The sequence below is a fragment of the Kitasatospora sp. NPDC057595 genome (genome assembly GCF_042800875.1).
GTDB lineage: Bacteria > Actinomycetota > Actinomycetes > Streptomycetales > Streptomycetaceae > Kitasatospora.
Genome location: NZ_JBHVGL010000003.1, coordinates 414,275 through 427,600, shown reverse-complemented (window position 1 = coordinate 427,600; position 13,326 = coordinate 414,275). Strand labels below are relative to the sequence as shown.

The window sequence follows — 13,326 nt, the reverse complement described above, 5'->3', positions numbered from 1 at the left end:
GCGAGGTGGCGGACCGGGCCGGATCGCCGGACCCCGCGGAGAAGGCACGGGCCGCGGGCTCAGGCGAGCGGCGCGAAGGTCTGCCGGAGGTCGACCGCGGTGGCCGGGCCGGTCACCCAGGCGAGCGGGGCGTGGTGGACCCGCACGCCGGCCGGGGGCCGGAGCAGTGCCTCGCCGGCCGCGTTCTGCGGCCACTCCACCGAACCGGTGGCGGTCCGGGCCGGGACCAGCCAGTAGTCGCCCCGGGTGTACTCGCCGCACGGCCGGAAGTACACCTGGACGCCGTCCTCCAGGTCGAGCCAGGTCCCCTCCTGGATCCGCAGCGCACCGCCGACCGGCGGCAGGGCGTCCCGGCCGCGCGGCGCCCGGTGGTCCCAGCGGCGCAGGAAGGGGTGACGCCCGGCCAGCCGCCCGACCTCCGGTACCGGTTCGGCGGACAGCCGCACCCGGCGCCCCGGCAGGTCGGTCTCCTCCACCTGCAGCAGGTCCGCCGGCTCCTCCCGGCTGACGTACGCGCTGTCCGTGACCTCGACCAGGTCGCCGACCGAGAGGCCGAGCCGGTCGTCGTCGCCCAGCGTGGTGAGATCGACCCAGACGCCCTCGATCGAGACGATCGGCAGGACGACCGAGCCGTTCTCCCGGGACCACTTGAACGTGGCCCCGCCCCCGGCCGAGCCGCCGCGGTGGACCTCCACCCGGTACAGCTGGTTCTCCGGGCCCCGGTAGCCCGCTTCGGGGTGGGCCAGGCACGGGTCCTCGCTCGCCCGCTCCGGCCGCCGGGCGCGCGCGGCCAGCCGGGCGGCGGGCCGCTCCCGTGCCTCGGCCCACGTGTCGAAGGCCTCCCGCACCCGGGACTCCCCGTCGTCCGTTGCTCCCAACTCCGAGGCCGGCAGGGCGAGTACCTGCCAGACGACCTTGGCCCGGGCCGCCGTGTCGGGCATCGCCGCACCGAGCGCGACCTCGCGGATCTCCGGGTCCTCGACGGCCGTGACGCTGCGCTCCCAGACCTTCAGGTAGACCAGGAACGGGAATGCGCCGGGCAGCCGGTCGCCGGGCCGCTCCTGGTCCCGGTAGGCGTCCGGCTGGTCCCAGTACGTCCAACCGGCGGGCGCCTGCCGGACATCCGCCTCACCGCCGCCCGGGTCACCCTCGTCGGGCACCGCGGGGTCGGGCTCGGGCCGGTCGGCCTCGCACAGGACGCCGTCCACGTAGTAGCGGCCGCCGCCGATGGCGAGGTCGTCCAGGTCGTGGCTGCCCGGCAGATGGACGATCGCGAACCCGGCCGCCGTGGCCGGTCCGCCGTGGCGGCCGATCAGGTCGGCGGCGAGCGTGCGCAGCTGGTACTGCTCGATCGCGGCCTGCTCGTTGGCATCGGCGTCCAGCTGGACCCGGCCCTGCTGGGTCAGCACCGCGGAGTAGTGCCTGCCGGGCCGGAAGGTCAGGCGCGAGAAGTCTGCGTGCACGGTTTCCCTCTCACAGTCGGGGGTCGGGAACGGGTCAGGAGGCGAAGAAGATCCCGGCATCGGTGCCGGCCGGCGTGTACTCGGCCAGCCGGGCCCGCAGGTTGTCCTCGCGCTGGGGCTGGAACAGGTCGTGGAAGGCGCCCAGTTCGGCGCGGTCCTCGGCGCCCCGGGTGATCTCCGGCGCGCACCCGGCGGCCGGCCGCCCGTAGTCGGGCGTGCCGTAGCGCAGGGAGGCGAACAGCGGGCGGACCCGCTCGGCCTCCACCTCGCGCAGCCGGGCGCCCTGCGCCGGGGACAGCTCGCCGCGCTCGACCAGTTCGGTCACCGCCGCGCGCACCAGGTCCGGCTGGCACGCATACCGGCGCGGGGACCGCGAGCCCGGGGGGACGTAGCAGAACCGAAGGCAGCCGGGCGAGCGGCGGGCCACCCGCAGCCGACCGGTGAAGACGCAGTCCTCGGCGATCGGCACCGCGTGGGTGTGCACCTCGCCGAGCACGGTTGAGCGGTGCGCGTGCAGCAGCGCGTGGGCGTGCTCGCAGTCGGGTCCGGAGAGCGCCGGCCGGTCGGGCCCGGTGGCGTCCAGGATGCTGTCCGCCAGGTGGATCTCCAGCGGCTCGGCGTCCACCTCGTCGCCGACGACCTGGATCGCGCCCAGGACGCAACGCTCGATCCGGACGCAGGCCGTCGTGTGGTCCAGCACCAGGCTGGGCTCGTGCGGCGCGTGCGGCGCGCAGTGCGGCTCCAGCGACCAGCCCGGCACCAGGGTGCAGTGCCGCAGGGTGACGGAGGCCAGTGGTCCGGTGACGTTGACGCCGCGACCGGTGATCAGCAGGCCGTCCAGGACCAGCCGCCCGCCCGGGCACGTACCGCGGACGTTCAGCGCGTCCGGCCGGTTGCTGTACCAGTCGAGCAGCCGGATCACCGGGCGGGTGCCCTCGGCGGCGCGCAGTTCGAGGCGGTCGTCGGCCGCCAGGTCGAAGTCCAGCTGCTCCTGGTAGGCGCCGCTGTGGGTGATCTCGATGACGGCGGCGCCGCCCGCGGTACCGGCCTGCTGATCGGCCCGCCACCGCTCGTACGCCTCGTTGATCCGCTGGTACGACTGGCCGGGGCCGACCCGGTAGACCGGCCGGTGCCGGGTCTCCGGGCGGTCGCGCGGGTACTCGCCGCCGCCGGTGTCGTCGGCGAACGCGTAGTGGTGGTCGACCAGGACGCCGCGGCGCGGGGCGGAGCGGGCGCCGAAGGCGATCCGGCCGAGCACCGGGTCGACGGCGACCTGGCCGCGGGCGGGCCGGTAGGTCCAGTCGGTCAGGTCGGCCACCGTGATCTCGGCGGGCGGGATCGGTTCCTGGGCGCCGTCGCGCCGGATCGCGAAGCTCTTGCCGGGCCCGTAGTAGTCGGCCAGGCGCTCGGCCAGCTGCCGGCGCCGGATCGGCGCCGGCACGTTGTCGATCGCCGCGAGGTGGGAGGCCGACGGCTCCGGCTCGGGCCGGGTGAACAGCGGGGCGTCGTTGCCGAGGACCGAGAAGGTGAAGAGGTTCCTGGCCCGGTCGATGCAGTAGGCGGGCGCCCGGGTGACGGAGTACGGCTTCAACCGCCAGACGTACAGGGCGACCCCGGCCGGCGTGCGGCCGCCCCGGCGGCGGGCGGAGGCGGCCCGACGGACGTCGGCGGTGTGCGCCTGCCCGTCGAACGGCCCGTCGAGCAGGTCCAGCGCCGCGCCGTCCCGGACGTCGACCAGCCGGCCCCGGCTCAGCCGCAGCCGGTCGGCGCTCTCCTCGTCGGGGCGCAGCAGCCGCACCGGCTGGGTGGCGCCGAGCAGCCGGGAGAGCTCCACGGCCCGGGCCGGCCAGTCGGCGACCGAGGCGGAGAGCTCCTCCAGCAGGGCGAGCGTGCCCTTGCGCCGGCGGTTGGCGACGGTGTTCGCGACGTCCTGGCGCGGCGCCAGCCGGGCGGCGAGCCGGTCGCGGGCCGCCGCCCGCTCGGGGGAGGCCTCGCCGTGCAGGCCGGTGGCGAGCACCTCCTCGTAGCCGGGCAGGATCCGGTAGCCGACCAGGTCGCCGAGGTAGGCGACGGCCCAGTCGGCGGCGGTCTCCACGAACCAGTCCCGGTAGCCCTGGTCGATGCCCTCGCGCACGAGGTCCACCTGCTCGGCGACGACGGCCAGCAGGGCGCGCAGCGGCTCACCCGCCTCGGCGTCCCGCAGCCGGTGCCACCGCGGCAGCAGCTCCAGCAGCTCGTCCGGGTCCCGCTCGCTCGGGGCGGTCATGTGTGGACCTCCTTGAGGATCAACGTGTCGGGCAGATCCGCCGACAGCAGGGCGAGTTGGGCCGGGCGGATGCCGCGGAAGACCGTCAGCACCCGGCCGGCCGGCAGCGGCCGGGTGTCGGTGATGCCGGGGTTGAGCCGCAGCAGCTCCGCGAGCGGGATGCCGTGGCGGGCGGCGACGTCGGTGAGGCTCTCCCCGGCGGGGTCGCGCACCCGGTAGCGCCGCTCCTCGAAGCGGGCGAGCCGGGCGGGGACGGTCGGCCACGGTCGGGCGAGTTGCTCGGGCAGCTGCTCCAGGCCCTCCGGGGTGAGGCTGCCGGGGACGCCGGTGAAGGCGTCGACGTCCGCCCGGTCCACGCCGGGGACGGCCTGGGCGGTGGCGAGCACCTCGGACAGGTGGGCGCTCTGGCCGAGTTGGCGGCCGGCGTAGCCGAGACGGTCGAGCAGGGCGCGGCGCAGCGCCGGTTCGACCACGTCCCAGGAGTGGTCCGGGTCGAGCCCGACGCTCAGGGCGACGACCAGCAGGACGAGTTCGCGCGGCGCGACCTCGACCGGCAGCCTCGGGTCGCCGTAGGCGGTGAGCGCGGAGCGCAGGGTGCGGACCGGGTCGGAGCCGTCGGTGAGCGGGATGTCGTCCACCCCGGCCACCGTGACGTGCACGAGTTCGCGCCGGCCGTCCGAGAGCCGGGTGGCGGCGGCGCGCCCGATGCCGGCCCGGGAGCGGGTGAAGTCCTCGTAGTCGGGGACCGAGACCAGCCGGTCCAGGGAGGTGACGGCGAGCGGGACGGTGCGCCGGGCGAGGCCCGGGCCGTCGGGGTCGGCGCCGCCGGTGGCGGGCAGCGGGTTGACGACGGCGGAGACGCCGAGCGGACGGGTGGTGAGCTGGGTGATCCGGCCGGCGCCGACGTTGCCCGGCGCGCCGATGCCGATCCGGTAGCGGGCGCGGACGTTCTCCCGGCCGGTGGGCAGGCGCGAACCGTGCACGCCGTCGCCGAAGGTGACGGTGGTGCGGCCGTCGGTCGCGGTGGCGGTGACGTAGACCCGTTCGTCCGGGCCGCGCCCGGCGAGGCTGTCGACCTCGTGCCAGCGCACCCCGTCGACCCGGACCTCCAGGGTGCTGCGGGCGCCGCCGGGGGTGTCGGCGGCCAGCCAGGTGAGCGGGGACTGCCAGAGCGCGAAGCGCTGGCCGGGGACGCCGGCGTCGCCGCTTCCGATGGCCTCGTCGCGGGTGGCGCCCTGGGTGGCGCGGACCACGTTGCCGAGGATCCGGACGGTGTCGCGCCGGTAGCGGTGGGCGAGGTCGGCGCTGAGCGTGATCGTGGTGCGGACGGTGTCCCCGGGCAGTCGCGGGTCGACGCCCTGCTCGACGCCGGCGATCATGGCCAGCTCGCTCGCCCGGACCCCGGTGGTGTGCGGGATGTCGGTCCGCTCGCCCTCGACCACGATCCACCGGCCGGGTGTCAGCCCGTCGTGGAGCCGGGCGAGTTCGATCCGGTCGCCGTGCACGTCCTCGGTGACGGGCTCGTCGGCGAGCCGCAGGGACTCGCCGCGGGCGTAGACGGTGGCGTCGCGGATGTGCGAGAGCTGGGTGTCCTGGTCGTCCAGCCACTGCTGCTGGAGCGACAGTTCGGTCACCTTGCCGGTGATGCCGAAGTCGGCGCGGGAGATCACCCGCACGTCGGTCACCCGGGTGATGACCTCGGCGAGGTCGCGGCTGCCCGGGATGCCGCCGTCGAGTCCCTTGCGCGGGCGCTGGATGACCACCCAGCTGCCGGGCGCGATCTGGTCGTACACGGCGTCGAGGGTGAGGACCGTGCCGGAGACCGGTTGCAGCTTGGTGGTGAACACCACCTCGACGGCGGGCGGCGACTGCTCGGTGGCGGGGTAGCGGTGCACCCGGACGTTCAGCTCGCCGGACTCGCCGGTCTTCTCCTGGCCCGGGTCGAGCCGGTAGTCGAGTGCGGGGCCGGGCCCGCCGTCGATCGTCACATGGACGCGGTCGTCGGCCTGCGGGCGGGAGACCGAGACCCTGCGTTCGGGCAGCCCGGGCAGGAACCGGGCGCTGACGCCGGGTTCCGGGTCGGAGGAGGGCACGGCGGAGGCGTGCGGGTTCGTAGGGCTGGGCGGATTGGGCGGATTGGGCGGGCTGGGCGGGTTGGGCGGGGGCGTCGGCGGTTCGGTGGTGACCACCTCGACCTGGCCGGGGCCGAACGGGAAGGTGTGGTCCCACGGCAGCGAGAAGCCGCTGTGCAGCAGGCTGCCGGCCTCGACGTAGGTGAAGTCGGCGGTCCTGGGGACGGCGCCGGCGGCGTCGAAGGTGACCCGGACGCCGATCAGCGTGCTGCCGGAGAGCGGCCAGTCCACGTAGCGGTCGATCCGGCCGTCGGCGCCGTAGACCGGCTTGAGCGGCGCGGTGGCGCCGAACGGGGTGGCCACCACCCGCATCGCCTGGATCTCGTGCACGGCGGGCGGCACCGTCAGGTCGACCCGGCGCCAGGCGGGGTAGAGGCCGTCGCGCAGCCGGGGGTCGAGGGCGGCGAGCAGCTGCGCGCCGAGGTCCGAGCCCGGGGCGAACAGCCGCCGCGGGTCGCGGGCGAGGTCCCGGGCGCTGAGCGGGGGCCGGGGCGGGGCGGTGCGCAGCGCGGCCAGCAGCGGGCCGAGTCCGCGGACGGCCGGGTCGCCGGCCGCCGGGCCGCCCGGGTGGGGTCCGGTCCCCTCGGGGACCTGCGGCGGCTCCAGCTGGTGGGCGCGGTCGCACAGGGCGGACAGTTCGTCACCGAGGCGGCCGAACCAGTCGGCCACCGGCTGGCGGGGGCGGGCCAGTTCGGCGGCCTCGGCGGTCCGGACGAGCACCGGGGCGAGCCGGTCGGCGTAGCCGGCCGGGGTGCTCAGCGGGCCGGCGGGCCGGTCGAGGTCGGCGCGCAGCGGGGCCAGCACCTGCGCGTCGAAGTCCCGGAGGATCCGGCTCGGGCCGGGCCGGGGGTTCGGGGCGGTCTCGGACTCGGTGATCCAGTCCGCCAGCTCGGCGCGCAGGTCCTTGAGGGTGCGCAGGTCCCGGGGGAGCCCGATCACCGTGACGTCGTTCTCGCGGTCGAGCCGCACCTCGGGCACCAGCCGCAGCACCCGGTGGACCGGGTCGGCGGCCTTGTCGGCGCTGAAGACGAACAGCAGCCGGTCGCCGGGCCTGATGTTGTTGGCGGTGCCGGCGGCGAACAGCTCGGCCCGGCCGCCGGGGTTCAGCTGCCCGGGCGTCAGCTGGTAGGGGCGGCGGCGCAGGACGGCCAGCTCGTTCCAGGCCGCGCGGGCGGGGAGGTCCTCGGCGGTCTCGAAGGACTGCGGGTCCTCGCCGGGGCCGGGGACGCTCTGGCTGCGGGCGCCGCGCGGGACGATCACGACCGGGTCCTCGGCGGCCCGCGGGTCCTGGTCGAGCGTGTAGGCGAGGTGGGTGGCGGCGGCCACGCCGGGCCGGGGCCGGTGCCCGACCAGCCGGCCGAGCAGGGTGAGCGAGCCCTCGTCGGTGGCGGTGCGCAGATAGCCCTCGTCGGCGATCCGCTCCGAGTGGAAGGTGAGCAGGTCGGCGAGCACGGCCCAGGCGTCCAGCAGCGCGATCGCCGGGTCGTCCGGGGTGCGGACCGTCAGGTCGCGCAGCGCGGGGTAGGCGGGGCCGGACAGCCGGGCGAGCAGGCTGTCGAGGAACTGCCCGTAGCGGCCGACCCGGTAGCCGATGGCGTCCAGCCCGGGCGGGTTGAACAGCGGGGCCGGGGTCGCGGTCGCGGTGCCCGCGCAGCCGCAGGTGCACTGGCCGTTCACCGGCCACCTCCGATCACGAGCGAGAGCCGGCCGTTCTCCGGCCGGTCGGGGTCGTTGTCGCAGCAGGCGATCTCCAGGGCGCCGATCCGCAGCAGCCCGTCGGCCGGCTCGCCGTCGTCCCGCCCGAACTGCCGCCGCAGCCGGGTGACCTGGGCGCTGACCACGCCCGGCACGGCGGCCGCCACGGCCACCAGCCGGGAGACCCGCACCGGCTCGCCGAAGTCCAGCGCGTCGGGGTGGAAGAAGCCGAGTCGGCCGTCCGGCAGGGCGCGGCTGCCCAGCACCCGTCGCAACTCGGCCAGCACATGGCCGCGTTGGTGGCCGGGGGCGGCGCCGATCCGCAGTTCGAGGTCGAGCGGCACCAGCAGGGCGGGACGGACGACCAGGTCGTGGCCGATCCGGCGGTACACCTCCAGACCCTGTCCGACCGCCGCCAGCAGGGCGGGGTCCGCCGTCGCCTGCCCGTACGGCTCCACGGCGACGTGGACCTCCTGGACGCTGCCGGTCCAGCGGAGTTCGGCGGCGGCCCGCCGCACCCCCGGCCGGGCGGCGGCCAGCTCCGCGTAGTCGGCGGCCGTGACGGCCCGCAGCCGGGTGCGGCTCAGCGCGAGCGGGGCCGACTGGCGCACCTGGTCGAGCGGTTCGGGGTCGGTGCCGCCGGTCGCGGGCAGCGGGTTGCGGACCAGGCGCACCGCGTCCTGCGGCCGGGTGGCGGGGCCGCCGTCCCGCGGTCGGTGGCAGACCACCAGATGGTTGACGGCCTCAGCGCCCACGTTCCCGGCCGTGCCGTTGCCGATCCGGTAGCCGACCCGCAGCTGCGCGCCGGGCCGGGGCGGCAGGCCGTGCCGGCCGTCGCCGAAGCGCAGCGCGAGGCGGCCGTCGTCCTCCGGCTCGCCCACGAAGTGCCGGTCGCGCCGGCCGTCGGCGAGCAGGTCCCGGCGGGGCGTCCACTCCTGGCCGTCGGCGGTCGCCCGGACCGCGGGCAGGGCGGAACGCGGGTCCTGGACGGCGAGCCCGCTCGCCGGCCCGGCCAGCGCGGGGGAGTCGGGGTCGAGCCCGGCGGCGTACCGGGCTCCCCAGCTCTGGGTCACCTCCCAGACGCCGGAGCGCCGCAGCACCGCGCCGGCGCGGGCCCGCGCGGTGAGCAGGTCGAGACGGCGCTGCTTGGCCGCGAGCAGGCGGGTGCGGCGGGCCAGCAGCTCGCGCAGTGCGGCGGCGGGCCGGTCGGCGAGGCGCAGCTCGGCGACCACCCGGGCGCCGAACAGCACGGTCAGTTCGGCGAGTTCGGCGCGGGACGGGGCATGGCCGCGGTGCGCCCGGTGCCACAGCTCCTCCAGCCATTGGCGGACCCGTTCGGGAATGCCGGCGAGCAGCGCGGCCTGCCCGGCGCAGACGTGCGCCCGGTCCGGGTGGTCGGCCGCCCGGGTGACCGGCGCGTAGCGCAGTACCGGACGGAAGGGCGGCGGAAGGACGGGGTAGCGGGTCTGGTCGAGCAGCGTCTCCAGCGCCGCCGCCTGGGCGTCGGCGGTGGGCGGCTCGACCACGGCGCCGCCGCCGTCCTCGCCCTCCGCGTCCGCGCCGGGTGCGAGGCGCACGCTCAGCCCGGCCCGCCGCACCGCGGCCTCGCCGACCAGCGCGGACAGCTCGTGGACCTGCTCCGGGTCGAGCCGGCGGCCGCTCCGGGTCCGCGCGAGCAATTCGTGGAGGGCCTCCGCCGCGGGGCTGCCGCCGGTGCGGTCCGCGCAGCCGGACCCGCCCGGTCCGCAGGGCGCCACCCGGACCGGCTCCGGCGGTACCGCGAAGGTCTCCGGGGCTCCGTCGCAGAAGGTGAGGGAGCGGCCGTGGTCGACCGGGACGACGTTGCCGCGGGCGACGCTCACGTCGGCGATCGGGGCGCAGTCGCTCCCGCCGTGCGCCGACAGGCAGACCGGGAAGGCGAGCGCGTCCTCGGGCGCCCAGGTGACCTCGACCACGGGCTGCCCGTACAGCTCGTCGACCAGCGGGGTGACGGAGGTGAGCCGCACGGCCTGGCGGTGCGCGGGGTCGGCGTCGGCGGCGGCGCCGGTGCGCGGGCCGAGCACCTCCTCGATGATCAGCAGGTCGCCTGGGCGCAGCGCCAGCTGCCGGGCGTGGCCCTGCGGCCGGCCGGTTTCGTGCGGGTCGGCTCCGTGCGGGTCGGTCGGGGGCGGGTCGGTTCGGGGCGGCTCGGTCGGGGGCGGGTCGGCTCCGTGCGGGTCGGTCGGGGGCGGGTCGGTTCGGGGCGGCTCGGTTTCCCGCACGCCGGCCTCCTGCGGATCGCTGCCGGGCCGGTCGATCCGGTGCGGGCCGGTCGTGGGCCGGCCGTCGCGCAGGGTCGCGGAGGTCGCGCCCCGGGGCAGCACGCAGTCCTGGTCGCCCCAGGTCCAGAACCGGATGGTGTTGTGCGCCGGGTGCAGCACCACGTCCGCCCCGTCGAGCGGCTCGAACACCTCGACGGTGGCGGACCCGGCGAGCGCGTCCAGTTGCTCGTCCGGGATCACCGTGGACAGCTCGGGGCGGTCCTGCGGGCCGAGCCGGCCGGCGTCGACGGCGGCGAAGCGGAAGGTGCCGTGCCGCAGGGTGAGCGGGCGGTCCGCCGTCAGCGCGACCAAGGCCCGGGCGTTGCAGCCCTCGTGCACGGCGTAGTCGACCAGCCGGGCGTGCCGGCGCACCGACACCCGGCGGCGGGCGGTGTCGAGGTACGCCTCGGTGGCCACCGCGTCCTGCTGGTAGGAGAGCTGGTCGGCGGTGTGGGCGAGCAGCTCGACCAGGGTGACGCCGAGGTCGGGCAGGTGCCGCTCGGACCAGCCGGGCACGGTGAGGCTCATCCGGTCCAGCACCAGCCGCCGCAGGCTCTCGTAGTCGCGGGCGGTGTAGTCGATGACCGGGGCCGGCCGGACGGCGGGCGGACAGCCCTCCTCGGTGCGGCAGTCGAAGGGGGAGGGGCAGTCGGCGCCGAAGGAGAACCCGGCGCTCGCGTAGCGCGGATCGAAGCCCGGGTACGGGCGGGTGCCCGGCCGGCCGTAGGCGTCCGGTTCCACCACGGTCAACCGGTACCGGGAGGTGTCGCCACGGCGGTCGAGGGTGACGTGCATCCGGTCGTCGAGCTCCGGGTCGTCCGCGCGCTCGATGTCGACCGCGAGGGCGCGCAGGCCGGTGATCCGCCGGCCGCCGTCGACGCGGATGTTCTGCGGGTCCAGTTCGTCCGGCGCCCGGCCGAGGAAGGTCACGCTCAGCGTGCGCCCGTCGTCGCCGGGCTCGGCGCCGTCCAGGCCCAGCAGCCGCGCCGCCCGCACATCGGCGCGCCGTGGTTCCGTCCCGCACCGGACCGTCGGGTCCCCGGATCGCCCGGTCATGCCGCCACCCCGCCCTCGAACACGTCCTGCCGCTGCGAGCCGGTCCGGCTGACGACGTACGCCAGCTCGACCCGCACCACGTTGTCCTCGCTCGTCACGTCGAGCGAGGCCACCTCGATCACATCGCCGAGCCAGCGCTGCAGCGCCGCCTGCACGGACAGCCGCAGGGTGGCCGCCAGCTCCGGGCTGTTCGGCGCGAACACCAGGTCGAGCAGCCCGCAGCCGAGGTCCGGGTGCATCACCCGCTCGCCCGGGCTGGTGAACAGCAACTGCTCGATCAGGTCGCGCACGTGGTCGTCGTACGCCGCGTCGGCGGTACGTCCTCGACGGTCGATCCGGAACGGGAACGCGAGGTCCGTCCGGGCCGGACCGGCGCCGCTCCCCGGGTACCCCGTGCCGCTCATGTGCCCACCGCCCGCTGCTGGACGACGGTCACGACCGGTGGCCCCTGCGGGATCTGCTCGGCGCTCCGGCACAGTCCGACGGCGGACCGCGGCAGCGCGGGGGAGCCGTTCACCCGGATCCGGGCGGAGGGCACCACCCAGTGCACCGTGACGCAGGGCTGCGGCTTGCCGGCCACGGTGAACGGGCAGCCGGTCACGGTGTACGGGTCGGCGGTGGCGGTGGCGGCCTGCCCGGCGACCAGCACCCGGGCCTGGACGGGGCGGGCGGTCGCCTGGGCGCCGTGCGGGCAGGTGACCGTCGCATTGACGTGCAGCAGGTGTCCGGACACGAGACTCTCCCGTCAGGTCACGCTCAGGGCGTCCTGGTTGATGGATACGGTGGCGCCGACGAGCGAGATCGAGGCGCCCTGGCCGTTGCTGATCCGGATGCCCGAGTCGTCGAGCACGATCGAGGCCCCGCTCGGCGTGCGCAGGGTGATCCCGGTGGTCGGATCGTCGGACAGCACGATCACCCGGTGCCCGGAGGTCTCCAGCACCGTGTTCGGCGCGCCCGGCGGTCCGGTCAGCGCCTCCACCGGGACCTCCGAGGCGGAGCCGTACCAGCAGCCCGTCCAGACCGGATAGCTCTGGTCGCCCTGCTCGAACTCCAGCCACACGCCCGCCCCGACCGGCGGGACGGCGTAGTGGCCCATGCCGGGACCGGCCACCGGGAAGCACGGCATCGCCCAGCCCGAGGTGACCTCGCCCAGGACGTCGGGCACCTGGGCCTGGATGCGGCCGATCCCGAGCGGGTCGGCGTTGTTCACCACCGTCCCCCGGAACTTGCCGAGGTAGCGGGTCGGTTCGGCCATGCCGGCACCTCCTGGTGGTCACGGGACGACGGTGGGTCCGAGGGCGATCAGGCCCTCGCGGGTCAGCGTGAAGTTCTGGGTGTACGAGCCGGGCTTGAGGTTGTGGGTGACGCTCTTGACGAAGTACAGGCCGTCGTAGGTGAGCCCGGCGCCGCGGACGCCGACCAGCTCGCGCGGGCGCAGCACGTGCCCGTACCGGACGACGTCGAGCTGCCCGGAGCCCGAGACGGCGTCCGCCGACTGCATCGCCTGGGCGATGATCTCGGCGACGGCCTGGCCAGTGTCCTTCTTGGCGGTGTCGGCGACGACCTTCTTCTTCAGCGCCGGCGCGGGCCTGAGCGCGAGCGGCGGGCGCAGCACGCTCACCTCCGGCACCGGCAGGACGGCGGACACCTTGGTCGCCGGGAGCTGGATGCGGGCCTCCGGCTCCTCGCGGGCGGTCCCGTCGAAGGCGAAGGTGAGCTGGTCGACGTTGGACAGCACGTCCAGGTTCACGTTCAGCGCGTGCTGCGGGACGCCGAGCCGGTTCTCCGGCCCCCAGTAGGCGCGGCTCATTCCGGGGACCGGGCCCGGGTCGAGGTAGAAGACGTACCCGTTGGCCTTCGCCAGCTCGTTGACGTAGCCGAGGTCGGTGCCCTTCTGGAAGTCGATCCGCCGGGTGGGCATCGGCGTCTGCGGCACCAGCTCGGGGATCACCAGCGGGGCGATGCCGTACTGCCCGTACTTGCCGATGATCGCGGCGACCCGGGCCGCCGGGGACATCGCCGGGAAGGGCACCCCGGCCTGCTCCTCCAGGTCCATCAGCACCGTGAGGTCCTCGCCGGTGACGGTGAGGGTGGACTGGCCGGGCTGGTTGCTGATGCCGACCTCCTGACGGATGATCACGCCGTCCATCAGTACGGTCGGGGTGCCGGTGACGGTCACCATCAGCACCACCCTGATCTTCGGGTCGAAGAAGCCGCCCGGCAGCAGCGCGGTGTCGATCAGACCGTTCTTCGACAGGTCGAAGGCGAGCTGGAAGCCGCTGCGCTGGCCGGACGCGACCGTGACCTGCGCCGACAGCAGGGCGTCGGTCACCGGCTGGGGCACCGGCACCGGGAGCTGCGGGCCCATCAGCAGGCCGAGCCGGATCGACCCGACCGGCCCGTTCCCCGTGACG

At 76.0% G+C, this 13,326-nt stretch carries 8 protein-coding genes; all 8 read right to left on the bottom strand.

Annotation, left to right across the window (positions count from 1 at the left end; genetic code table 11):
• Window positions 1-59 precede the first annotated feature (59 nt).
• From ACFU9E_RS08025 to ACFU9E_RS07990, 8 genes are read right to left on the bottom strand one after another with little or no spacing between them, the layout of a single operon-like run.
• Window positions 60-1,463 (bottom strand): DUF6519 domain-containing protein, encoded by a 1,404-nt coding sequence (locus ACFU9E_RS08025; protein ID WP_380679694.1) that lies wholly within the window; start codon window positions 1,461-1,463, stop codon window positions 60-62.
• A 34-nt stretch (window positions 1,464-1,497) separates the two neighbouring features.
• A complete protein-coding gene (locus ACFU9E_RS08020; RefSeq protein WP_380679691.1) occupies window positions 1,498-3,729 on the bottom strand; it encodes a hypothetical protein in 2,232 nt (743 codons plus the stop codon).
• A complete protein-coding gene (locus ACFU9E_RS08015; protein ID WP_380679688.1) occupies window positions 3,726-7,538 on the bottom strand; it encodes a putative baseplate assembly protein in 3,813 nt (1,270 codons plus the stop codon). Before ACFU9E_RS08015 ends, ACFU9E_RS08020 begins: the two co-directional genes overlap by 4 nt.
• Window positions 7,535-10,912 (bottom strand): putative baseplate assembly protein, encoded by a 3,378-nt coding sequence (locus tag ACFU9E_RS08010; protein ID WP_380679685.1) that lies wholly within the window; start codon window positions 10,910-10,912, stop codon window positions 7,535-7,537. Before ACFU9E_RS08010 ends, ACFU9E_RS08015 begins: the two co-directional genes overlap by 4 nt.
• Window positions 10,909-11,316, bottom strand: a complete 408-nt coding sequence (locus ACFU9E_RS08005; protein ID WP_380679682.1) for a GPW/gp25 family protein — start codon at window positions 11,314-11,316, stop codon at window positions 10,909-10,911. Before ACFU9E_RS08005 ends, ACFU9E_RS08010 begins: the two co-directional genes overlap by 4 nt.
• Window positions 11,313-11,645, bottom strand: coding sequence for a hypothetical protein (locus ACFU9E_RS08000; RefSeq protein ID WP_380679679.1), 333 nt, complete (start codon window positions 11,643-11,645; stop codon window positions 11,313-11,315). Before ACFU9E_RS08000 ends, ACFU9E_RS08005 begins: the two co-directional genes overlap by 4 nt.
• 12 nt (window positions 11,646-11,657) lie before the next feature.
• Window positions 11,658-12,167, bottom strand: coding sequence for a phage baseplate assembly protein V (locus ACFU9E_RS07995; protein WP_380679676.1), 510 nt, complete (start codon window positions 12,165-12,167; stop codon window positions 11,658-11,660).
• A gap of 18 nt (window positions 12,168-12,185) precedes the next feature.
• The gene (locus tag ACFU9E_RS07990) at window positions 12,186-13,280 is read right to left on the bottom strand and encodes a hypothetical protein (RefSeq protein ID WP_380679771.1); all 1,095 of its coding nucleotides are present in this window, start codon (window positions 13,278-13,280) and stop codon (window positions 12,186-12,188) included.
• Between the last annotated feature and the right edge of the window lie 46 nt (window positions 13,281-13,326).